Below are 23,092 nucleotides of genomic sequence, written 5' to 3' on the forward strand. Positions count from 1 at the left end.
ATCAAGTGTTTTCCTGGGTATTTTTTTTAATCTAATTCCTTACCTTTAGTCTCCGGCAGCATCATGGTCGCGATAAGAGCGAGGATAAAGATACCACCAGAATACATAAGCGCTTTTCCAATGCCCATGGAATTTGCTAAAGCTCCTGCTCCTGTAATCGCAAAAGCGGCTATTCCTCTAGCCAGATTGTAACAAAATCCTTGTCCCGTCCCCCGGACGTGTGTTGGATATAGTTCGGCCAGAACAGCTCCAAAGCCGCCATAAAATCCTACCGCAACAAAACCTACGAGCGTAAGAAGCCCAAAAAATAAAACTAAGTTCTCAGTACCCGCCAGCAAACAGGCTGGAATAGCGACCGCGGCTACTACGAAATACAGAGCGAAAGAACGTTTTCTGCCTATCGTATCGGACAGGAAGCCAAAAACCCAATAACCTAAAATACTTCCAATATAATAAGGCATTACGTACAGCGAGCTTTGAATGATAGGTAAACCGGCGCCACCCTTCGCCACAGGGGTACCTAAGTAAGCCGGCAGCCAAATACTGATTGGATAACTTGCACCTAAACCTACAATACAAAAAAGTGATCCTATCACAGTAACCTTCAGCAAGTTGCCTCGGAAAATTTCGAGTATCGATACCGAGGATCCGGTATTGCCGGTAGCTTGTTCCAGGTTTTGATTTTTCCAAATAGCGGGCTCTTCCACATGCCGCCGAATCCAGTACACCATGACAGCTGGCAGGATTCCGATTACGAACAAGATTCTCCAGCCGTAAGTTTGGATAATAGGCCCTGCAATAAAAGCAGCCACCAAACCGCCTACGGCGTAGCCGGATTGCATAATCGACATGGCTTTACCACGATGCTCTTTGGGCCATGTTTCTGAAATCAGAGCGGCCCCAGCCGACCATTCTCCACCCATTCCTAAACCAACCAAAAGCCGGGCCGCCATTAATTGCCATATATTCTGCGATAAGCCGCAGGCACCGGTAGCCAAGGAATATAGCAGAATCGTCATCGTCAGCGCTTTCATACGTCCGATACGGTCGGCAATCCATCCGAATAATACGCCCCCCAGGGCCGACGCAATTACGGTGGACGAAGCGACTAAACCAGTCTCTGTTGTGGTAAGTCCCCACTCTTTAATCAAAGTAACAATGGTAAAGTTGTATAGTAAAAAATCAAAAGCATCAAGTGCCCAGCCTAAAAACGCTGCTAAGAGGGCATTCCACTGTAGTCTGTTGATCTGTTTATACCATGGTCCCTGAATGGTATTGACCGCAGCTGTACTATTCAATTATATAGCCTCCTGCTCTTTCAATAGGGATTTAACTTCCGCCAGGACAGTCCTGGACCCCTGTACAAAGAACGACACATCGTTGTCATAAGCGAGATATCGTACCCCGGCAGCCAGAGCCCTAGCCGCTTGCTCCCGGTTGGCGACAAAGGTGCCTGCGGTTTTTCCATAACGCTTCGCAACATCGCAAAGACGTTTTAAGGCAGCTTGCACAAGCGGATGATTGGTTTGTCCGGGAATCCCCAGCGAGTTGCTCAGATCTGCCGGTCCCAGGAATAAAACATCTATCCCTGCCACTTGGGCTATCTCTTCAATATTGTCCATGCCTTCTTTACTCTCGATCTGGACTACAACGAGTTGCTCTTGTTCGCAAGCGAGAAGATGCTGGCCTTTATCTTTCAGCGTGTATCTTGCCGCCCTGGTCGAATAAGACAAGCCCCGTGAACCCAGAGGCTGGTAGCAGGCTGCTTCTACAACTTTCCGCGCAGCTTCCGGCGAATCCACACCAGGCGCCTGGATACCCTGACTGCCGGTATCCAAAACACGGAGAATCGGGCTTTCCTCAATACCCGGCACACGTACTACCGTGGATATCCCGGCTGCATCGGCTGCCTGAATTAAATGTTCGATCTGAGAATAATCCAGTGAGGAATGTTCCATATCCAGTATAACAAAGTCGAAACCGAGATAGCCGAGAATTTCTACCGCAGTCGGGCAGGAGAACTTGCCAAAAGTGCCTATAACCGGTTGATTATCAGCTAACTTTTTCTTAACAGATGTCACTATTTTTCACTTCCCAACGCTGTTTCTACATAGTCACCACGGCGCGGGACAAAGACATCGAGGTTGTAGCAATCTTCATCACCAATGACTTCGGCAAAATGAACTACGTTGGGCGGTATCACTACAATATCATTCTCTTGTAATTCATATACCGTATTCCCAACGGTAAACTTTGTTCTTCCTTTCAATATGATGGCAATTTGCTCGTGGGCGTGTTGGTGAGGTTTCGGCTCATGTCCTGCCGCTAACTTATTCAATGAGATAGTGCCACCTTCTCCGTGAACTACCTTACGGCAAACGCCGGAACGAACCTGCTCCCAATTCAAAGAATCAAGCTTTACACATTTAGACATCCATCTTCTCCCCCATTTTTATTAATAATAAATTTCTCTGATTCTAGGCTAGTCCCAGCAATTGCGCGGGATTATCTCTGACCATCTTTACGATAGCCTCTTCCTTGACACCATGCTGGTTAACAAGTAATTCGATAAATCTTTGCGTGCCTTCTACCGGGCAACCGTTGTTCTTCTGTCCGTAATCAGAGTCAATCACAATTTGCTCCAGGCTGACTTCCTGAATGACTTCAACCGCTTTGTCAATCGAAACTACCCCAAATTTAGATTCAGGAACAAAAACGGTTGCATTTAATTCAATATACGCGCCTAAAGCAGCCCATCGTTTGATATCAGTTAGGCTGGCCCCAATCATGTAGAGTGGATGATTCACCAATACTTTTTTTACGCCAATTTTGCGGGCAGCTTGCACTAGCGCGTCGACTTCTGCCAGGCAACCATGGCCGGTACCCAGGATCATATCGGTTTTTGCTATGTATTCTAAGATGGCAATGACCCGGCTGTCCAAATCACCATGTTCATTAACATAAACCAGCGGCTTTTCTTCTAGCTGCATGCCTTGTGAACTAGGGAATTTCAAGCCATGAGAATGACTAACAATGTGGTTATTCGTCGAAATTGTCGGCATCCAAACAAACTTGGCCCCCATGGCGCACGCTACATCAACGGCCCTTACATTTAAGCCGCCTACTGCATCATTGAGAGCAATGCCTCCGAATACTTTGACCTGTCCTTTGCCAATGTGTTTTTCGATAATGCTTGCACTCATCATCGTGGGAAAGTAATGATCCTTGATTACAAAAGCCTGGTACCCGGATTGTTCTGCTTTAAGCAGCATCTCGGCGCCATCAAGTTCCCTCGGCATAACCGAAGGACCAGCATGTACGTGAAGGTCTACTGCTCCTTTTAATAAATAAGACACATCCTTCATTTTGATCCTCCTCAAAAACTAATGGTAGTTGCTTGCCTCCCTTTCTTCTATCATCCCCCTTTGCTTTGCGCCTTTATTTAGCGCTATATTATATTTGATATTATATCAAATATAATATAGCGCTAAACGCGCTTACCCGGTTATTAAATACTTTCGTTCGCCAAAACTTCCGACAACCGCTTGAATGCCTTTTCTTTGTGTTGCCGAACAATGGCGGCTACTTTTTCCTCATTACGCTCCATAATGGCCGTTAACCACATTTTGTGCTCTTCTATGGATGTAGCCACGCGATCAGATAAGCGCAGAAAAATGGTCCGTGAAACTTGACTTTTTTCCCACAAGGACATAATAAGTTCATAGAGTTGCTGGTTTTGGCACGAAGAGTAAACTAACTCATGAAAAGTTCTATTTAAGTTTTCATAGGCAACAGGGTCCCTATCATCGACCTGTTCCATCTTATTCACCAGTTTAGTTAGCTCTTCTATTTGTTCCTGAGTAATATGTTTGGTGGCCAGTTTGGCTGCAAAGGTTTCCAGTTCAATCCGAATGGTTACAATTTCCATGAACTTCTTCATGTTCGTGAAGGCAACTCTCGCTCCGGTATGAGGAATAATCTCAATTAAGTCCTCTTGCTGGAGCCGTACCAAAGCTTCCCTTACCGGCATAGGACTGAGTTCAAAACGACTGGCAAGATCCGCAACAACAATACGCTCTCCCGGCCTTAACCTACCCTCGAGGATATCGGACTTTAGCTGTTTATATACATAATCATTCTTTGTTACATAATTCTTTTGCAGAATACTCACTCCAATTAACGAGTTTCAATATTTTTAGTTATTGCTATTACTACACTATTTTTTATTAATTATATTATATCTGATATTATATCAAATTTTCAATACCTGGAATTTATAAAATTGCAAAAATGAGGCCTGCATCCAGTAAAGTATATAACTAATGAAATAACGCCGGGAAAAGCCAGTATTGTTCAACCATCCGTATGGCTACACCAGATTTAGATATACTAAATACGATGATAGTCTCTAATCCAGGGGAGGATTTCATTTGACATATGATAAACCACTAATAGCGTGTAGTATTGGAGCAGTATCTACAATCATTGGTGAGATTATAACACGAGGTTTTGTATTGTCAGGTATTGGTAAGTATAGCATTTATCAATTAATTAGTTTTATCATTACCATCAATAGGCCTACTGAAATCGTAGGCATGATTGTTAATTTTATAATAGGCGGTTTCCTTGGCGTTGTTTTTTATTACGCGCTTGGTATATTAGGAACGGATTATTTAGTTATAAAGAGTTTTGCCGCAAGTCTTACTTTCTGGTTCTTTTCGGAAATAATATTTACGGCAATTATCGAGGGCCGTTACATTGAATTAAGACCAATAACTGATTATTATATCCACCTAGTGGGTGCCTCTGGTTATGGAATAACAGTAGGATTGATGTTCAAGAGGTTCCTATTCCAAGACGCAAAAACCAACTAACTAAAGTCACAAAAAATACAAACCACAAAAATACTAATCAAATTTTGTAAAAGAGGTCGTCCCAAAAGCTTTGTTATGCTTGGGGGAGCGACCTCTTTCCATTCACCTATACGTATATAGATCCTTTTTAAGGAATAGGGACTATTACACAATTTACCATGAACTTAAAGGAACCTTCTTTGTATAGTAAACATATTATGTAATATAATTAGAAAAGGAGGATTAACGATTGGCTATCTATATTGACGGTGATTGCTGTAAACAACACTTCAAGAAGTGTCCGAAGTGCTGTCATGAATTTCCGCATAAATGCCCTACATGTCACTGTGATTGTGACAAAGACTGGCATAAATGTCCTAAGTGTGACCACTGTTTTGATCATGACCATGAATGTGAATGTCCGAAATGCCATCACAAATGCAAGCATGACTGGTGCTGTTAATTTGTGTGCGCCCTTAGGGGCGCTCTTTTTTAACCCCGGTAGCCTCAATTAAATCCCTGTTTGAGATCTCCACAATGTTAAACTTTTCAACCTTAAAAAGCAATGAGAATATTCGATCCAACCTTAGGCTTCGAATATCCCATTGCTTCTCAACTAATTATAGAATGTTATTTGTCTTAAACCAAACCTTGCGCTTTCATTGCTTCAGCGACCTTAATAAAACCAGCGATGTTGGCGCCAACAACCAGGTTATCTTTAAAACCATATTCTTCTGCCGCTTTGCTGGCATTTTTGTAGATATTAAGCATAATAGTTTTGAGCTTAGCATCAACTTCTTCAAAAGACCAGGCTAACCGCATGCTGTTTTGGGACATCTCCAGGCCGGATACGGCCACGCCGCCGGCATTGGCAGCTTTTGATGGCCCAAGATATATGCCGTTTTCGAGAAAGTACTCAATTGCTTCGTTGGTACAAGGCATATTTGCGCCTTCACAAACAAACTTAATCCCGTTCGCAACGATTTTCTTAGCATCTTCAATAAGAATCTCGTTTTGAGTAGCACAGGGAATGACGACATCAACATTAACACCCCAAGGCTTCTCGCCCGGGAAGAATTTAACGCCATATTTGTCAGCATAATCTTGAACCCGGTCACGGCAAGACGCTCTCATTTCGAGCAAGAAATCAATTTTTTCGCCACTGATGCCATCGGGATCGTACACATATCCGTCAGGACCTGAAAGAGTAACAACTTTGGCACCTAATTCAGTAGCTTTTTTAATTGTCCCCCAGGTAACATTACCGAAACCGGACACAGCAACTGTTTTGCCTTCGAAGGAAGTTCCTTTAGCTTTTAACATTTCCTGGCAGAAATAAACAATACCAAAACCGGTAGCTTCCGGACGAGCCAAGCTGCCACCATAGGTAAGACCTTTACCGGTTAAAACACCATTTTCGTAACTGCCTCTTATTCTCTTATATTGTCCGAAGAGATAGCCAATCTCCCTGCCACCGACACCAAGGTCACCGGCTGGCACATCTGTGTTAGGACCAATATATCGATACAGCTCCGTCATGAAACTCTGGCAAAATCGCATAACTTCCGCGTCAGATTTGCCCTTTGGATCAAAATCAGAGCCGCCTTTGCCGCCGCCCATCGGCAAACTGGTAAGTGAATTTTTAAAGGTTTGTTCAAAACCGAGGAATTTGATGATACCAACGTTAACTGACGGATGAAAACGTAACCCGCCTTTGTACGGTCCAATTGCACTGTTGAACTGAACACGGAATCCACGGTTTACTCTTACCTTACCAGTGTCATCCATCCAAGGTACCCGGAATATAAATTGCCGCTCAGGCTCCACGATCCGTTCAACAATTCCCTGCTCTATATATTCGGGATTTTTCTCAAGGACAGGTACTAAAGAACCCAGCACTTCCTGGACAGTTTGGTGAAATTCCGGTTCATTCGCATTTCGCTCAACAACGCAGCGATAAAGTTCGTCAATGTACTTTTTAGCATTTGTATTCATGTCAAATCCCCCTCAATGTGTTTGTTGATCAATGCATCCAATCAACTTTAATTACGCCTCTTCAGGAAAACATACTTTACTGAATTTAATGCGAGTACTTTTTAAGACAAAATCCTACACAAGAGTCACATCCTTACACTTGATACGGTCAATATCAAACATAACACCCCTCTTTTTGTAAAATATAAATTCTATTATGTTTTTATAAACATGACACAGTATACAGTATTTAATATATTGTATTATATTTATAAGAAAAATAAATACCCCATTAAACTACTTACTGTTCCGAGGAGTTGTAATTTGGGAATAATAAATTCCACTATTAAAAACTTTAGTAATATTTAGATATTTTAAAATAGACTCTTGAGCAATGGTCAGCCTTTGTTGAATGATTACTGCTCTACATCTGTCAATACCTATAATACCATTAATAGAGATATTGGTAAAATTGAAAAAACAAATACGCATATTCTATTTTATTGAAGGCAGGAAAAGCGATATAAAAATTGCTTTACATTCGCTTCTTTGAGACGAATCATAACACAAATAGTCCTTGCAGAAACATTCACCTCTCTGCAAGGACTATTTTGTATGCGCATTTGCGGTGGGTGATTCTCTTTAGTATTTTCCCTTTGAATTAGCTGGATTTTGAGTCTATTCATTTAGTGCTAAAAAATTATTTGAGTTATGGATTAAGTAATCACTTATTCCATCATAATGAATATTATGTTAATAAAGGAGGTGAAATTATTGAGTAACGAAGATCAAAGACAGCAGCATTATGTAGTACCTGCCTACGAAAGCACAGATCACAATCATGCGTTTATCACTATCGCTGATGTAGTCCGAGATCACCAGCATGGAATTCCGGGAACAACTGGTCCGGCAATCTATTCAGGCAATAGTCATTTTCATACTATTTGCCTTCTAACTACTTCTGAGCCAAAATGCGGGCCAATTCATTGGCATGTAGCTGACGCCGTGACAGGGCCAGCTATTGAAGTAGGCGGGGGCGAGCATACCCATCAATTCTGCGGCGAAACCAGTATTTCTCTTGGGCACGCCCACAAGTTTAACAGTATGACAGATACTACACCAAATCAAGAGAAAAAAGAGCACAATCCTAAGGACTGTAAGTGCAAAGATGATTAACAATACCAATCCAATGCGGATGAAATAGAAATTATTCATCCCGTATAGGTTTATTAGTATATCACCACCCAACGAAAAGAAGGAATGTTCTCTTATGTAAAGGAACATTCCTTCTTTCTATCCTACCTGGCGAAAGGATAATAAAACTATGGAGCTAACACTTCACCTGAAAGTCAGTCTACGTTATCGCTGATTTTTTGGATGCAGGATGGTTTATTGGCAGATTTTCCGCATCATCATACCAGACAAAGTACTTTTCTGTGCATTCCCGCCCCGATTGTATCAAAGCATGTCTTTTTTCATTGTCGATGCCAAAATCCAACGTTCGAACTCCTAATGTATCAATATATATGGTTCGTGGCCAATCATAACTATTCAGGTGTTCATTACTTTGACATTCCAGTACAGTTTCAACCAAACCCCAGGTAAAATCAAAAAAATTATTTATTTTGCAGCGGGGTGGATCTGCTTTATCCTTAAATACGCCTATTTCGCTTTGGGAGTCAAGCCGGAAACCCAAAGTCTGTTTGTTATAAACATAGCGATTATTCTCCGGCCCATTGCCATCCATCCTTAGATTACACATTTTGTAATAGTTGGGAATAATGTAATCATTGTCAACATAACTCTGGCGATCAAACAGGCGAATTGGGTAATTATCTAATACGCCACCATCTGTATAATATTCACCTTGACTATTTTGCGGCGCAGTAAAAAAAAGCGGAATGGACATAGAAATACGCACAGCATCGGCAAGACACATCTGTGGTGTTTTCTCATAGGAAAAAACTTCGGAAAATCGTGTAGATAAATTTGTCCCGATGATGTATATATCCTTAAACCCAAAGCGGTCTTGCAGATTTTTGACATCAGCAAAAGTTGTTCTGGTAATACCTGTTTTTTGCTGTATAAGGGTTTCAATCCAATTAAGAAAAAAATCTCCTTTATACCACCCGTAGTTAACGATTAATCGATTGATATCATTAACAAGGCCCCATGAATCATCGAGAAAATTACGAAAGTCAAGCCCGTTTAGAATATCGCTTATTTCATTATGGCTATAATTCAAACCAACGAGCGTTGCTACAATTGCTCCGGCTGAAGCCCCGCCAGCCCTTGTAATGCTATCCATTATCCCCTTTTCTTGCAGGATCTGCATAGCTCCGACGTATCCGATCCCCTTTACTCCGCCTCCCTCGAAAATCAGATTGCGAAAGCAATACGCCACAACGCTGCCCTCCCTTGTATATAAATTCAACATCGCTCCATAGCCCCTGTTTTCAGCTATCAATTTGTTAACCGGTATTTTATGTAAATATTGTATACTAACACAAATAATACGGTAACGGCTAAAATTATGTATTGCAAAAAAACTAACATTCAGCGTCCCCCTTGCGTATTATGCAATATCCATTCCCACATCAATTAGACTATTAATAGTCCAATAAAAATTAAGGAGGAAAAACATATGGTTAGTTTTTTTACTGGAATTGGAGCAGGCATCGTAGGTGTTCTAGTGCTTTTCATCATAGCGCGGCGGATCATCAAAGTTGATTTTGTCCCAGGTAATTTATATAATTCGACACTGGAAGTAATCCAACCGATACTTCTGCGCCAACCACTCATCGTCATATTTGAGGAAGTTGTTTTTCGTTGGGGCTTACTGAATCATATGCGGTTAAATCCTAATATTGGCCTGTTCGGTGCATATTTCTTTTCATCACTTATATTTGGGCTGGCGCATATTCCCCATTTCGGATACCGTTTTGCAGTTACGGCGGCACTTGCCGGATTTGTTTACGGAGGAAGCTATATTCTTTCCGATTTCAATATAGTAGTGCCGATGATTATCCATGCTTTGGTCAATGTAATTTGGCAGGACTATTTTGAGAAAAAAAAGCAGCGGCTGTATATACGTGCAAAACATTATAATTAGGTAACGAGCCTAAACGACAAAGAAGGAATGTCCTGTAGTTAAGGAGCATTCCTTCTTTACTGTCCCCCCAGAGAGAAACCTCATTTATATATTTGCAAGGCCGAGGGCTTTTTCGCAGAGTTGTTTTTACTATCTATTGTCGATAACCCGTTTCGTTTTCTTCTCACTGCGCGGCAGCTCACCAATGCTAAGCGCCTGGACATTGATGGACAAGCCGACTTTCGTTTTAAAATACCTTTTTACACGCGCTTCCAGATTATTGCCATCAAAACCGGGCTGTTGTTCAAATCTCAAAAGCAGGGTGTCCTTACCGTCTTCCCGCTCCAGGACAATCTGGTATTCACTGCTTATACCTTCGACATGTTTAAGAACATCGTCCACTTGACCTGGATAGATGTTAACTCCCTTGACCTTAACCATGTCATCAGTTCTGCCTAAGATTACGTCGTGGCGCGGGTGAGTCATACCGCAGGGGCATTCCCCGGTTAAGAAGCGGGTAATATCTCTGGTTCTGTAGCGGATAAGCGGCGCACCTTCTTTTGTCAAAGTAGTAATAACCAATTCGCCGAATTCACCATCAGGTACGATTTGGCCTGTCTGGGGATTGATAATCTCAAACAGCAAATAATCATCCCAATAATGTAGTCCGTTCCCGGCACTGCAGCTTATCGAAATTCCTGGCCCATATATTTCAGTCAGTCCATAAATGTCGTATAACTCTACCCCCAGTTCCTCGCTTATTCTCGTGCGCATCTTTTCCCCCCAGCGTTCTGAACCAAGAATAGCCTTTCGCAAGTGGATATGCTCTTTCAATCCGTGCTTATGAATTTCTTCCGCCAATAACAGCGCATAGGAGGAGGTTGCAATAATTGCTGTGGATTCTAAGTCCATCATCATCTGTAGTTGTTTTTCGGTATTTCCCGGCCCCATGGGAATCGTCATGGCTCCCACTCTTTCCACACCAGCCTGAAATCCAATACCGGCTGTCCATAAACCATATCCAGGGGTAACCTGCACCCTGTCTTTTGCTGTTACACCGGCAACAATCAGACAGCGCCGCATAATTTCGGCCCAATCGTCCACATCTTTAGCGGTGTAGGGAATAATGATCGGCTTGCCGGTCGTCCCCGAGGAAGAGTGTATTCTGATAATTTCTTCATCAGGAACAGCCTGGATATTGAGCGGGTAAGCTTCCCGCAACTCTTCTTTAGTGGTAAATGGAATGTAAGCAATATCAGACGGGTCCTGAATAGTATCAATATCAAAGCCCGCTTCTTTAAATTTATTCTGATAAAAAACACTATTCTGCTGCACACGCTGCAGCAAGGTCTTTAATTTTGCAAACTGCTCCGCCTTCATAATTCAAACGCTCCTCACCTATAATTTTGTCAAATAAAAAAACACCTATCCTCTACAAGGACAGATGTTTCATCTGCGGTACCACCTTGATTGCCAAACAACTATTACGTTTGACTATCTCATAAAGAATGCTAACACATTCCCGGCTCGATAACGTGAGCACACGTTGAAAGCTACTAAGTCCCCAGACGTTTCGCCCCACCCTCAAGGGTCCACTTGTTCAATCCGCATTTCTACCAAGTTCACAGCTACCCTTGGCTCTCTGTAAGCGCGTAATTGATTTAATCTCCCTATCATCGGTTTATGTTATAGTTTTAAAAAGTATATACTTTTTTTGTTAATTTAATCATAATTAACAAACATTGTCAATACTTATTTATCCAGTACGCACATTTATTTATTTCACTCACCTTCAGGAGCATATTCTCCTTTTGCGGACACTAAAAATAGCCGGAATAAATCTATTGCCTCGCTCTTACCTCTCTCCCTGAATAGGGAAAAAGCGCATACTCTTTTTATTATGCAGTAGGGAAAAAATGTTTTGTATAGAATTTCGAATATATGCAATTTATTACAGCAACGTTAGTAATTCACTTCAAGTTTTATATAAAAAAGGAGCGTAAGGATGACAAATAAAAATGCAGATATAGAGCTGGGGTTAGGTTTAATTGGCATAGGAAGAACGTGGGGATATAAATCATCTTCAATACCAGAGGAACAAAATTCTCTGGATTTTTTGATGAAAGCTTTCGAAATGGGTATTAATTTTTTTGATACTGCTCCTGCCTATGGACTAAGTGAAGTACGACTGGGAAAATTTCTGAAAAGTTTAGATACGAAACAAAGAAATAGCGTTGTTGTTGCCACTAAATTTGGAGAATTTTTTGACGAAACGACATCATCTACCTATGTAGATCATTCTTATAAAGCTCTTTGCAGCAGCATTGATCAGAGCTTAGAAAGATTAGGGCGTATCGATATTCTTCAACTTCACAAAACTAATGTGGAGGTTTTGCAAAGTGAGGCTTTGCTAGACGCTGTCAAATATGCAAAGCAAAAAGGAATTAATATTATTGGAGCAAGTGTCAGTGATGTAGAGTCCGGTTGTATTGTATGCAAAAACAATACCTTTTCAGTGATACAAATTCCTTACAATATGAATTTTACTTCTTTAGAAGAAATTTTAGATTTAGCCAAAGAAAATAATAAATTTGTAATTAGTAATAGGCCATTTCATATGGGCGAAATAATGTATAAAAATAATCTGGATAATAGTTCAGATACTATCGAAGAAGCATTTAAATTTATTATTAAGAAGAATTTTCGTGGGGTAATACTAACTGGAACAAAATCTCCTCAGCATTTACAAGAAAATCTGCGCGGATTTCAAAAAGCATTTGAGGATTAATTTATAAATGTAATAGGGGGATAATTTCGTGAATATGGCAGAAGCTTTCTCGAAAATTAATGAGCAGCGCCAAAAGAACGGATTTTTTTCTATACCGGAACTACTAGAATTAGAAGCAAAGGGCAATTTGATATTAGATCCATTTTCGACATTAATAAGTTCTTCCGTAGAAATTGGTACTGATAATAAATTTTATAGTGGAGTTATTATCGAAACAAAAAATAATGGCACTATATACATTGGAAACGGTAACACCTTTTGGCCTAATTCTTTGATTCGCGCCGAATATGGAAAAGTCCAAATTGGAGACAGCAACCAATTTGGTGACGGTGGAGTAAGCATTAAGGCAAATACTAAACAATCCAATATACATATTGGAGATCATGGCCGCTATATTAATGGCGTACAAATATTAGGATGTTCCTACTTAGGCTCTTGTTCACAAGTTATTGGTAATATAACTGTGCAAGATTGCCATTTAGATGAAGGGGAATCATTCATGAATTCCGATCCGGATGTCCGGGGAGGAGTATTAAAGGGATATGGTCTTGCCCGCAATATAAGAGTAAAAACTGGTATGGTCATTAACGGGCAAGGAGTATTTACTCAAGAAAACATGATTAAACAATCGTTTTTCCATCCCATAAAGTGACACTTTGGGCCTTCAGACTGCCTAAACATTAGGAAGCCCGGAGTAAACAAACCCCATTACCAAGCCGTAAGGCAAGGTAGTGGGGTTTTAAAGTATCTATCATACTCTTTCTTGAGGAAAAGCGGGAATTAATGTAGCTATAGAGAATCTGTGGCAACCTTCGGTTTTGTTAATATTCAACTACTAAGCCTACACCAACTTCCTTAATATTTACTACCTGAGCCAGCTTAATTTTCGACTGCATATCGGTACAATGACAGGCATGAATAGTACAAATCCGATTTCTTTTTAAGTATTCACAGGTATTGCTTAACTGCTGGTGACTTGGATTCAAAAGATGAAATCCGCCGATAATGTCACATATTCTTTCTTCATTACAAACTTTTTTGGCATATTCAATAATATTGCAAATCCCGGAATGGGAACATCCGGTAATTATAACTAAACCTTGATCAGACTTGTACACTAAAGCAGAATCGTCCAGCACGAAGTCTTCTTGCCACATACCATCCTGCAGCGTCTCACCGATTGATTTTTTTGCTTCAAATAAATTACTCCGTTCAATTTCGCCGAGGAATATAAGTTTATCCGACAACATTACAGGTTTTCTGCTAAGGTTTAATGGAAAAGTATTTTCTAATTGGCGACCGGACAACATTGAACCTATTGTTAGTCCGTTTTTTCTTTTCTCAAAAAAAGCATCAGGATGAGCAATTATCGTGGGTGTTTTCAAACTGCGACCTTCAAATATAGCTTCGGTATACAAACGGACTAATCCATTTAATCCCCATGTGTGGTCATTGTGGCCATGTGATATAAGTATTGTATCTAGCGCTAAAAGGTCTATCCCCATTTTATTTGCGTTTGTTAAGAGAATATTTGAGTAACCTGTGTCAAACAGATATTTTTTCCCTTCACATTCTATATAATACGAAACAGCGGGTTCCCCCAGAAAGTATCTATCAATTATAGTATTATTATCAACTAAAACGGTTAATTTCATATAAACCTCCAGCTTATTTACATTACACTCAAATTCAAAAAAATGCCATTTACTTTTTGAGGATATTTTTCTGTTTAGAACGAAACTTTCTTACCTTCATTAGGCTTGCACAGCGGTCATCGCACCATCGTTTTGTGCGACTTTTTGTTTCATCGTAAAAAAACCATTTGCATTCCGGGTTCTCACAAAGTTTAATGCGGTTGTAATCACCAGATTCGATTAATTCAACAAAAGAAGCGGTTATTTCTGCCATAATCCAACTCCAATCAACAACATCCGGCCGTATTGCTAGACTGAATCCTTTCTCCCTTTTTTCCATCACCCTTATGCAGGTTGATATTGCAAGATAGTAATTTATCCTTTTAATGGCCTCAGACGATATTGCTCTTTCTCTCATATAATCCTCTAAATTTTTAGCAAGAAATGCCCGCAATTCCAATAATCCATTTATTATTTCAGTAGAAAAAGGACTGTCAATATGCAACTGGTGCGATTCAAGAAACTCCTTAAGCAATTCGGGATCTGCCAATATCTCCTTGTTGATTTTATGAGTAAGGTACCATCGTGTATTTAAAAAATCCAAACATAGCTCTTTCATTTCTCGTAACCCCTTATATTATTATTGACAGTTACAAAGCAAGATATTATACTAATTATTTCATTGTAACCCCCATTAATCAAAATAACAGTTACAAGGAGGGGTCCGTATTGAACGTACAGGAAACTTCATTACTTACAAAATTACAGCAGAATAATTGTAAAGCTGCAATTATACCTATTCATCTTCTAATTAATCTGCAGCAAGAAATGGACGAGTTATACAATTCCGGTATTCTCAGCAAAAATCTTATACACAAATATTTGAGACATTTTTATTACGATTACTCCGAAGTATTCCCTAATGCACAATCGATACTTATCACGGCAGTACCACAGCCAATGACAATACTGCGCTTTACCTATCGCAAAAAAGAACAAAGAATTGTTGTGCCACCGACTTACATATATACCGAAGCAGAAAAACTTGTATTCAATATTGTCGAAAATGAATTAAAAAAAGAAAATTACTCTTTTATTCGCGGAAAGCTCCCATTAAAAATTCTTGCGGTGAGAAGTGGACTCAGTCAGTACGGGCGAAATAATATCTCCTATATTTCGGGTATGGGAAGTTTTTATCGCCTAATCGCTCTAATATCCGATATGCCGTGTGACAATGCTACCTGGCAAGACATACAAATGATGCCACACTGCGACAACTGCTGGGCCTGTTTAAATAACTGCCCCACAAAGTGTATTGACATAAAGCAAAAAATTATCGATGCATCACGATGTCTTACCTATATTAACGAAAATTCCGAACCATTCCCCGTTTGGATTAACGACAATTGGCACAACTCCTTAGTCGGATGTATTCGCTGCCAACTAGCATGTCCTCAAAACCGGAATCAAAACATATTAACAGATTACAGGGATATCTTGGATGAATCAGATATCGATGAACTATTACATGCAAATAACTTTACTAAACTTCCTTCAAAACTCTGCGAAGCTCTAAAAAAAATCAATCTTAATGACTATGAAATCATTACTTTACAAAGAAATCTTAAAGCATTACTCAAATATTAATTTCCAACGTTCCATCTAACGCCAAAAATCCCCGCCTGAAAAGCGGAGATTTTTTACACTAAATAATTAAATAGTATAAGCTTACTATGCAGTAATACGACATTTTTCTACACCTGTTTATCCTTTATCTCCTTACTGCTCTCACTCTTTTTTTCCAGCAGCGATTTACTCTCATCACTTAACTCTTCTGCAGTTTCAAACTGCAGGTCTGCTATGTGCGCCTCCCTGTTAACCAACCAATTGGGGCCTGCTTCTTTCACTAGAAGCTTCTTATTAACAAAATAAATTAGCGAAAACAAAACTACAAAACCCAGCCCGGCAAACAGCCCCGCCCCCTGTCCGGGGATTAACGGCATACTGGCAATGATTCCTGCAATGCTGACTAATGCCAGCCCGGAAGTAGCGGGAAAACCGGGAAGCTGGCATTTTCCTTCAGGTGGACAACCCTGCTGCTTGCGCAGTTTGTGGTGGGTTGCCAGAATAACGAAATAGGAAAAAAGCAGTGCAAAACCACCGGAACTTACAAGGAAGAGATATACTTGTGCCGGCAGTAAAAGTCCCAGGCCAAGGCCTGTGAGCATTGCTGCTCCCGAAAAGAGGATGCCGCGATAAGGAATATCACCTTCATCTTTAAGCCAGGACGGTGCATGCTCCTCATCCGCCAGTGACCGGAGCATGCGTCCTAACCCAAACATCGCCGCCAACATTGTTGATAGAATGGCAGTGACAAGCACAATGTTGATTGCATTGCCAGCCCATTGTAAATCCCACGCCGTCAGCGCAGTCACTAAAGGACTTTGTTCTGTGGTTAATCCCTCCGTTGGTACAAGCAGCAGTATCGCTGTGACGGCTGTTATATATAAACCGACTAAGCCGAAAACAGTATAAGTGATTGCTTGCGGTACAGTCTTATGCGGATTGGGAGTCTCAGAAGCCGCTAAGCCAATAACCTCAAACCCGGCATAGCTAAACATTACCACCAGCATGCTCCCTGCAATTCCACCGATTCCCTTCGGAAATATTGGTTCTGTCATCAATGCTCCGGCTTTTGCCGGCGCTGTCCCTGGCATTAATCCGCCAACAATCGCCGCACTTAAGACTACAAAGCCAACGATGGCAAACAGTTTTACCGCTGCCAGCCCCCCTTCCAGTTTACTTAAGCGTTCGGCACCAAACAGATTGAGAACGGTAACAACAATAATAACTGCCGCCCCAAGCAAAGGCAATGAAAATCCATACAGCCAGGTCTTGAGCAACTCTGACACGGCAATTGCCTCACTGGACATAGCCAGCACCAGCCCTGTCCAGTACACCCACCCTACAACAAAACCGGCAGCAGGACCATACGCTTTTTCCGCAAAGGTTCGAAATGATCCTGGTGCCGGATCAGCTACGGTCATTTCCGACAATGCATAAAGAATAGCGTATACAAGAGCGCCACCTATTATAAAAGATATTATGATTGCCGGCCCTGCAGCCCGAATAGCGACAGCAGCCCCCAGAAAAAAGGAGCCCCCGATTACTGTTCCCAATGCCATCATTGTGAGCTGCCAAGCCGATAATCCTCCACTTTGACTTTTCACTCCAGCCCCTCCTTGTTAACTACTTCTTTACAAGTATCTGCCAAGCGAGGCTATGTTATAACTCATCTTTAAAGAAAACACGACTTACGCCAAGCCTTGGCGAAAGCCGAAGCCGATGTTGCTCTTATCCAGGCGAAAGTTATACTTTCTATAAGGGCAAAAAAAACAGGGTTCCGCTTTGCTCTGAAAGCGAAAACCTGTTTTTATTAATATTATTTTATAAAAAGACCGCAAGGCGCATCAACTATTATTTGCTGCACCTTCACATAGATGTTTTCTTCGGTATACTTTGGGAGTCATATTCTTCTGCTGCACGAATACGCGGTTAAAATAGGAGGGATCAGCAAAACCGCATTCACTGGAAATACGATAGGCGGGATAATTCGTCGTCTCCAGCAATTTACACGCATATTCAATCTTTAAGTTATTTACATAATCTATATAGTTAATCCCGACTTCTTTTTTAAAGATGCGGCTGAAGTACTGAGGATTAACAAATACATAGGAGGAAACCAACTGCAAGGGCAATTTTTGTTTAAAGTTTTCGTGTATATATTTTAGCGACTTTTCAATGAAGTAGATCTGGTCAATTTGAGTGTCGGTAACTTCTGCCTCGAACTGTTCCGGACATTCAGCTACCGTAGCAAGCAGTTCGCGGAATGCCTGTTTGAAAGCCGACGGCTTGATGGGTTTGAGTAAGTACTCCTGAACTCGCAGACGAATGGCTTTTTGCGCATACGAAAAGTCTGAATAGGCGGATAGGATCATTACACATACGCGCGGAAGGAATTTCTTAATCTCCTGAAGAGTTTGTAAACCATCCATTTCAGGGATAAGGATATCCATCACTATGATATCCGGCCGGTATTGTTTGGCCAGATTGACAGCCTGAATTCCACTTTCACAGGTAAGTATTGTATCCTCGGGCAGAAGAATTTCCTCAACAATGGATCTGAGAAATTCCAATTCGAGTAATTCATCCTCCACAATCAAAACTACACTCATCGCTATCGCCTCGCATTGGGTTTGGTGGGAATCGAGATAGTTACAGTACTGCCGCTATAGTCTGATTTTACAATTGTTAAGCCATACTCATCGCCAAAATAACGTTTCAGCCGTTTGTCAGTACTGCGAAAACCTATTCCCAGCTTACTTTCCGGTTGCTGAAGACTTTGCAAAACCGCTTTGGGAAACCCATTCCCATTATCAATGACAGAAATTGTGATATTATTTTTATATTTTTCCGCGCAAATTTTTACTTTGCCGCCATCCCGTTTCGGGGTAATACCATGAATAAGCGCGTTTTCGACGATCGGTTGGATAATCATGTTGGGAATTCTATGGGGTTTAATATGTTCGGCAATATCAATTTCGTATTCCAAACGATTTTTAAATCTAATTTTCTGGATATACAAGTATTTCTCAATATTATCCACTTCGGAGCCGATGGTATGCAGCTCATCGTCTTGCTTTAAGTTGTACCGCAATAAATCAGAAAGACAATAAATAAGTTCTTCTGTTGTATGGGACTTTTCGAAATAAGCGATACGCGCGATTGAGTTTAAGGTATTAAACAAGAAATGCGGGTTAATGACCAAAGACATGTTTTTTGCTTCCAAGTCAATGATCTTTTTTTCCAGCATTTCTTTTTCAATGGATAATCGGGCGATAGCCTTATCGGTATTATTAATGCTTTCCGAAAAGTCATAACAAATATTTTTGGCAATGTGATTGCATAGTTGTTCATGAATTTCGATTTTGTTTTCTTCAATGGTCTTTATCGTGGAAATCGATTTTGCAATAAATTCAGGTTCCAGTTTTTTCTCCGTGGCAATGGCCATTATATCAATCAAATACTTCTGATATTCACTATCTGTAGAAAAAACCTGTGCTCCGATAACATAACCAATTGCTTGGTTATCAATATGGATTGGCAAAACAATATTTTCGAGTCCATACCGGCAGACAAATCTTTCTCCCTTACCTGGCTTTAATCTAGAAATATAGTCTGAGCATAGCCGCGTTTCACATTCTTGGCAAATCACTTTGCAGAACTCGGGCGACGGGTTAAACTCAAGCAAAATATCACCATTTGGATCTATCAGCAGCAAAGATATATTAGATAAAGATAATAGTCCGCTATATCGAGAATACAGATTGGAATCCATTAAAATCTTCAATGTTTTGTCAGTCTTATTCATTTTTCGCCAAAATTCCTTTTCTATGATTGATTGTATTTCGCTTGGCGGATTAAACGAAGTATTAGCAGTAATGGTTAAAAGCAGGATAAAAAATAAAGGCATCCGCGAGTTTGTGACCAAATTCTTTAAGTTAACGAGACTAAAAGAATGATGGGCACAGTTCCGGATGCAACCCCATCATACATGATTTATTAGGACTGCTTGAGTTTAATGTATTACCATTATTTATAAGTATATTTAGCATATTTTTGCTTTTTTTACAAAACATGTTAAAAAATTACATTTATTTTGCAACCTACTATTATTATAAAATAAAACGTTATTAGTGACAAGGACTTGACCCCTCATAAACTCAGGTATTTCATGTGTTTAAGGCACTTTTTGACAAAAGATGAAGGTCAAAATCCCCAAAGGAGATTTTGACCTTTACCCGTAATGTCTGCCTAATTAAATATTAAGCTTCTTTTCTAACTGGGAGAATCATTTCCACGTCACCATGCGGACGAGGAATTACATGAACCGAGATAAGTTCGCCAACACGTTGAGCAGCAGCAGCACCGGCATCAGTGGCCGCTTTTACAGCGCCAACGTCGCCTCTTACCATTACAGTCACCAAACCGCCGCCAACTAATTCACGGCCAATCAAATGAACGTTTGCTGCTTTAACCATGGCATCAGCTGCTTCGATTGCTCCTACCAGACCTTTTGTTTCAATTAATCCTAACGCTTCCGATTTACTCATTTTTGTTTCCTCCTAAAATTTTAATTTATTTTACAATCGTTATTGTTGAATTTGCGGAGAGATTCATCGCATTTGCTTCTTCTGTATCGATATGACATTCAAGTGCCGAAGTGTTGTTTGCTCGGATAGCGACATGCGAGTAAGTTCCTCCCCGCAGTCCGTCTACTTGAATAGTTACCTGCTGTCCATCGGTTACCCCGAGGCGCGCGGCATCTTCCAGGGTCATATGGATATGCCGCTGGGCGATGATAGCGCCTTTGGTAAGAATAACACTTCCTTGGGGGCCAATGAGAGTTAGTCCGGGCGTTCCAGTAAGGTCTGCCGACATTCTTACCGGGGCTTTTATACCAAGCTTGAAGCAGTCTGCCTGAAGTATTTCTATTTGAGTTTCGTTTCTCACCGGGCCAAGGATGCGGACTTTTTCGATAGCGCCTTTGGGACCGGCGATCGTCAACGTTTCTTTGCAGGCGTATTGCTTAGGTTGAGACAAGTCCTTGGTATTCGTTAATTGGTATCCGGCACCAAACAGGGTATCCAAATCGGCTTGCGATAGATGAATATGACGATTAGATATTCCTACAGGGATGGCATTTGTATCCTTTCTAAAATCCCCCCCTTCTTTGATTGCTTCTAGCAGAAGCGCTGCTAAAGCGTCATACTTACCCACTTTAGTTATCACCTCTTTTTTTCAGTAAGGAAATCACTTCATTCACAACATTCATTATCTGATCTTCACTGATAGCATTAGCATTGCCGCTTTGAGCACAGGTTGAGTAGGAAGGAGTTGTGTTTTCAGTGAAGTCTTTGATGCCATAAGCCACACGTTTGATATTAATGAGGTGCATTGGGGTTACATTGTCGGAAGTGGCGCTGCCGCCCCAGGTACCGCAACCTAAGGTGAAGGACGGAGCTAGTCCGGTGCTTGCCCCCACGCCGCCTTGGCTGGAAGAAGTATTTACCAAGATCCTGAATACTGGTTTTTCGGCAAATTTTATTGCCATTTCCGGAGTTTCGGTGTGAATGGATAAGCTATGACCTATCCCGCCGTTATTTAAGAGTTTGATACTCAGCTGGCAAGCTTCTTCCCAATCTTTTACGGTATAGAATGCCAGTACAGTAGTCAGTTTTTCATAAGATAACGGATATTCTTCGCCAACACCTTGTTGTTCACCTAATAATACTTTAGTTCCCGGCGGAATGGATATACCGGCATTCTCGGCGATAACCTGTGCCGATCTTCCCACCATTTTGGCGTTCATAGCATGGCCGCGAACAAACAGTTTTTTGGCAACTTTTTCCGTCTCGGCAGCAGTCATGAAGTAGCCGCCCTGACGTCGGAACTCGTCCATTACCTGCTCGCGAATGCATTCTTCCACAATAACCGATTGCTCGGATGCACAGATGGTGCCATTATCAAAGGTTTTGCTGGCGATGATGTTCTTTACCGCTTTGGGAATATTGGCGGTTCTTTCGATATAGGCCGGAACGTTGCCGGGACCTACGCCCAAGGCCGGTTTGCCTGCACTATAGGCGGCCTTTACCATGGCCGATCCACCTGTCGCAATAATCATGGCCACTTCGTCGCATTTCATGAGTTCATTGGTTGCCTCCATCGAAGGCTTGGAAATGCAGCCGATGATATTGGCCGGGGCACCGGCGGCTACCGCAGCTTCGTTCATTAATTTTGCGGCCTGCAATGTGCACTTCAAAGCGGACGGATGCGGGGAGAATACAATTCCGTTACGGGATTTAATGGCGATAATCGATTTGTATATTGTCGTGGATGTGGGGTTGGTGGAAGGAATAATCCCCATAAGCAAACCTACCGGCTCGGCAATTTCCATGACTTTATTGACGGTATCTTGTCTCACTACGCCGATGGTTTGCATCGGTTGAATGAATTTATATAGTTCGGTAGAAGCAAACTGGTTTTTAAATATCTTATCTTCTACTTTACCAAATCCGGTTTCTTCTACGGCCATTTTTGCCAGGGAAACGGCATTTTCCTCAGCTACTTTCACCATATTCCGGATGATTTTATCGATCTGTTCACAATTGAATTTTGCGAGTTGAGTTTGTGCCAGTTTAGCCTGACGGGCAAGATTTCTGACCTCTTGCACAGACTGTAAATCATAATCAAAATTTTCCAATGCGATTTCTCCCTCCACTGTCTTTACCTATTTACAGGGCCAAGTTACTTTTCAGTCACCCTCGTGTAATATTCCTGAAGTATCTGAATAAGTAAATCTTTGTTTGCTTTGGATATCGCCCTGCCTGCTACACCAAGTTCTTTGTATTCTCTTGCCAGATGGCGAAGTTTTATCACAGAAAACGACTTGAGGACGTTGATGCTTTCTTCCAAGCCAAATTCCTTTATAAAAGCATCAACCGTTTGTTTGCTAAGCTGTTTCAGCGTTATTGGAGCCGGGTCAGCGCTTTCCTTTGTTGGCTTTTCAGGTTCTGTCGCTTCTGGTTCGCCGTCTTGGTCTGGCAAGGAATCGTCGATGCCGGTGGTTACATCAGAGTCTGGCAGAAAGCTTGATTGCTCTTGTTGGCGTTCAGGGATTTCTGACTGCTCC

The 23,092-nt window shown here is 41.2% G+C and carries 22 protein-coding genes and 1 other annotated feature; of the genes, 6 read left to right on the plus strand and 16 right to left on the minus strand.

Features of this window, described 5'->3' with window-relative positions:
- Positions 1-26 precede the first annotated feature (26 nt).
- The 5 genes from SRRS_RS23195 to SRRS_RS23215 all read right to left on the minus strand — a co-directional run bounded on the left by SRRS_RS23195 (position 27) and on the right by SRRS_RS23215 (position 4,171).
- The gene (locus SRRS_RS23195) at positions 27-1,298 is read right to left on the minus strand and encodes an MFS transporter (protein WP_371363780.1); all 1,272 of its coding nucleotides are present in this window, start codon (positions 1,296-1,298) and stop codon (positions 27-29) included.
- A complete protein-coding gene (locus tag SRRS_RS23200; RefSeq protein ID WP_371363781.1) occupies positions 1,299-2,081 on the minus strand; it encodes an HpcH/HpaI aldolase/citrate lyase family protein in 783 nt (260 codons plus the stop codon). It lies immediately after the preceding gene.
- Positions 2,081-2,434 carry a cupin domain-containing protein gene (locus SRRS_RS23205; RefSeq protein ID WP_371363782.1) on the minus strand — a complete coding sequence of 118 codons (354 nt, stop codon included), beginning with the start codon at positions 2,432-2,434 and terminating at the stop codon, positions 2,081-2,083. The genes SRRS_RS23200 and SRRS_RS23205 overlap by 1 nt, the downstream gene beginning before the upstream one ends.
- A 43-nt stretch (positions 2,435-2,477) precedes the next feature.
- Positions 2,478-3,365: a DUF6282 family protein gene (locus tag SRRS_RS23210; RefSeq protein WP_371363783.1), complete on the minus strand. Its 888-nt coding sequence runs from the start codon at positions 3,363-3,365 to the stop codon at positions 2,478-2,480.
- Between the two features lie 143 nt (positions 3,366-3,508).
- Positions 3,509-4,171 (minus strand): GntR family transcriptional regulator, encoded by a 663-nt coding sequence (locus tag SRRS_RS23215; RefSeq protein ID WP_371363784.1) that lies wholly within the window; start codon positions 4,169-4,171, stop codon positions 3,509-3,511.
- Between the two features lie 259 nt (positions 4,172-4,430).
- Between SRRS_RS23215 and SRRS_RS23220 the strand changes: the two genes are divergently transcribed.
- Positions 4,431-4,874 carry a hypothetical protein gene (locus tag SRRS_RS23220; RefSeq protein ID WP_371363785.1) on the plus strand — a complete coding sequence of 148 codons (444 nt, stop codon included), beginning with the start codon at positions 4,431-4,433 and terminating at the stop codon, positions 4,872-4,874.
- A gap of 618 nt (positions 4,875-5,492) precedes the next feature.
- Here the strand turns inward: SRRS_RS23220 and gdhA are convergent.
- Positions 5,493-6,848 carry an NADP-specific glutamate dehydrogenase gene (gdhA, locus tag SRRS_RS23225; RefSeq protein ID WP_371363786.1) on the minus strand — a complete coding sequence of 452 codons (1,356 nt, stop codon included), beginning with the start codon at positions 6,846-6,848 and terminating at the stop codon, positions 5,493-5,495.
- Between the two features lie 753 nt (positions 6,849-7,601).
- On the opposite strand from gdhA, the gene SRRS_RS23230 reads away from it, so the two are divergent.
- Positions 7,602-8,003 carry a YmaF family protein gene (locus SRRS_RS23230; RefSeq protein WP_371363787.1) on the plus strand — a complete coding sequence of 134 codons (402 nt, stop codon included), beginning with the start codon at positions 7,602-7,604 and terminating at the stop codon, positions 8,001-8,003.
- A gap of 178 nt (positions 8,004-8,181) precedes the next feature.
- On the opposite strand, the gene SRRS_RS23235 is transcribed toward SRRS_RS23230, so the two are convergent.
- A complete protein-coding gene (locus SRRS_RS23235; protein ID WP_371363788.1) occupies positions 8,182-9,231 on the minus strand; it encodes a patatin-like phospholipase family protein in 1,050 nt (349 codons plus the stop codon).
- Between the two features lie 240 nt (positions 9,232-9,471).
- Between SRRS_RS23235 and SRRS_RS23240 the strand changes: the two genes are divergently transcribed.
- Complete coding sequence (locus tag SRRS_RS23240) at positions 9,472-9,939, plus strand: CPBP family intramembrane glutamic endopeptidase (protein ID WP_371363789.1); 468 nt, start codon at positions 9,472-9,474, stop codon at positions 9,937-9,939.
- 129 nt (positions 9,940-10,068) lie between these two features.
- Here the strand turns inward: SRRS_RS23240 and SRRS_RS23245 are convergent, their stop codons facing one another.
- On the minus strand, positions 10,069-11,298 hold the full coding sequence (locus tag SRRS_RS23245) for a phenylacetate--CoA ligase family protein (protein ID WP_371363790.1): 1,230 nt from the start codon (positions 11,296-11,298) through the stop codon (positions 10,069-10,071).
- A 53-nt stretch (positions 11,299-11,351) separates the two neighbouring features.
- Positions 11,352-11,604, minus strand: a binding site (T-box leader).
- Between the two features lie 319 nt (positions 11,605-11,923).
- Between SRRS_RS23245 and SRRS_RS23250 the strand changes: the two genes are divergently transcribed.
- Together SRRS_RS23250 and SRRS_RS23255 are read left to right on the plus strand one after the other, a co-directional pair.
- Positions 11,924-12,706 carry an aldo/keto reductase gene (locus tag SRRS_RS23250; protein WP_371363791.1) on the plus strand — a complete coding sequence of 261 codons (783 nt, stop codon included), beginning with the start codon at positions 11,924-11,926 and terminating at the stop codon, positions 12,704-12,706.
- Positions 12,707-12,734: 28 nt separating this feature from the next.
- Complete coding sequence (locus SRRS_RS23255) at positions 12,735-13,358, plus strand: hypothetical protein (protein ID WP_371363792.1); 624 nt, start codon at positions 12,735-12,737, stop codon at positions 13,356-13,358.
- A 169-nt stretch (positions 13,359-13,527) separates the two neighbouring features.
- Here SRRS_RS23255 and SRRS_RS23260 read toward each other — a convergent pair whose 3' ends face one another.
- Positions 13,528-14,361, minus strand: a complete 834-nt coding sequence (locus tag SRRS_RS23260) for an MBL fold metallo-hydrolase (RefSeq protein ID WP_371363793.1) — start codon at positions 14,359-14,361, stop codon at positions 13,528-13,530.
- Positions 14,362-14,410: 49 nt separating this feature from the next.
- Positions 14,411-14,959 (minus strand): CGNR zinc finger domain-containing protein, encoded by a 549-nt coding sequence (locus tag SRRS_RS23265; protein ID WP_371363794.1) that lies wholly within the window; start codon positions 14,957-14,959, stop codon positions 14,411-14,413.
- Between the two features lie 110 nt (positions 14,960-15,069).
- Here SRRS_RS23265 and SRRS_RS23270 point away from each other — a divergent pair, with 110 nt between their 5' ends.
- A complete protein-coding gene (locus tag SRRS_RS23270; protein ID WP_371363795.1) occupies positions 15,070-15,987 on the plus strand; it encodes a 4Fe-4S double cluster binding domain-containing protein in 918 nt (305 codons plus the stop codon).
- 107 nt (positions 15,988-16,094) lie between these two features.
- Here the strand turns inward: SRRS_RS23270 and SRRS_RS23275 are convergent, their stop codons facing one another.
- The 6 genes from SRRS_RS23275 to SRRS_RS23300 all read right to left on the minus strand — a co-directional run bounded on the left by SRRS_RS23275 (position 16,095) and on the right by SRRS_RS23300 (position 22,663).
- Positions 16,095-17,570: an amino acid permease gene (locus SRRS_RS23275; RefSeq protein WP_371363796.1), complete on the minus strand. Its 1,476-nt coding sequence runs from the start codon at positions 17,568-17,570 to the stop codon at positions 16,095-16,097.
- A gap of 240 nt (positions 17,571-17,810) precedes the next feature.
- Complete coding sequence (locus tag SRRS_RS23280) at positions 17,811-18,575, minus strand: response regulator (RefSeq protein WP_371363797.1); 765 nt, start codon at positions 18,573-18,575, stop codon at positions 17,811-17,813.
- A gap of 2 nt (positions 18,576-18,577) precedes the next feature.
- The gene (locus SRRS_RS23285) at positions 18,578-19,771 is read right to left on the minus strand and encodes a histidine kinase (protein WP_371363798.1); all 1,194 of its coding nucleotides are present in this window, start codon (positions 19,769-19,771) and stop codon (positions 18,578-18,580) included.
- Positions 19,772-20,225: 454 nt separating this feature from the next.
- Positions 20,226-20,513, minus strand: a complete 288-nt coding sequence (gene eutM, locus SRRS_RS23290; protein ID WP_371363799.1) for an ethanolamine utilization microcompartment protein EutM — start codon at positions 20,511-20,513, stop codon at positions 20,226-20,228.
- A 25-nt stretch (positions 20,514-20,538) separates the two neighbouring features.
- Complete coding sequence (locus SRRS_RS23295) at positions 20,539-21,180, minus strand: phosphate propanoyltransferase (protein ID WP_371363800.1); 642 nt, start codon at positions 21,178-21,180, stop codon at positions 20,539-20,541.
- A gap of 1 nt (position 21,181) precedes the next feature.
- Complete coding sequence (locus SRRS_RS23300) at positions 21,182-22,663, minus strand: acetaldehyde dehydrogenase (acetylating) (RefSeq protein ID WP_371363801.1); 1,482 nt, start codon at positions 22,661-22,663, stop codon at positions 21,182-21,184.
- Positions 22,664-23,092 lie beyond the last annotated feature (429 nt).

The sequence above is a fragment of the Sporomusa rhizae genome (assembly GCF_041428845.1).
Lineage (GTDB): Bacteria > Bacillota > Negativicutes > Sporomusales > Sporomusaceae > Sporomusa > Sporomusa rhizae.

Coding starts and splice junctions, on each gene's coding strand:
- SRRS_RS23250 (WP_371363791.1), top strand. CDS start 11,924: ATGACAAATAAAAATGCAGATATAGAGCTGGGGTTAGGTTTAATTGGC.
- eutM (WP_371363799.1), bottom strand. CDS start 20,513: ATGAGTAAATCGGAAGCGTTAGGATTAATTGAAACAAAAGGTCTGGTA.
- SRRS_RS23285 (WP_371363798.1), bottom strand. CDS start 19,771: ATGAATAAGACTGACAAAACATTGAAGATTTTAATGGATTCCAATCTG.
- SRRS_RS23245 (WP_371363790.1), bottom strand. CDS start 11,298: ATGAAGGCGGAGCAGTTTGCAAAATTAAAGACCTTGCTGCAGCGTGTG.
- SRRS_RS23240 (WP_371363789.1), top strand. CDS start 9,472: ATGGTTAGTTTTTTTACTGGAATTGGAGCAGGCATCGTAGGTGTTCTA.
- SRRS_RS23265 (WP_371363794.1), bottom strand. CDS start 14,959: ATGAAAGAGCTATGTTTGGATTTTTTAAATACACGATGGTACCTTACT.
- SRRS_RS23260 (WP_371363793.1), bottom strand. CDS start 14,361: ATGAAATTAACCGTTTTAGTTGATAATAATACTATAATTGATAGATAC.
- SRRS_RS23205 (WP_371363782.1), bottom strand. CDS start 2,434: ATGTCTAAATGTGTAAAGCTTGATTCTTTGAATTGGGAGCAGGTTCGT.
- SRRS_RS23210 (WP_371363783.1), bottom strand. CDS start 3,365: ATGAAGGATGTGTCTTATTTATTAAAAGGAGCAGTAGACCTTCACGTA.
- SRRS_RS23280 (WP_371363797.1), bottom strand. CDS start 18,575: ATGAGTGTAGTTTTGATTGTGGAGGATGAATTACTCGAATTGGAATTT.
- gdhA (WP_371363786.1), bottom strand. CDS start 6,848: ATGAATACAAATGCTAAAAAGTACATTGACGAACTTTATCGCTGCGTT.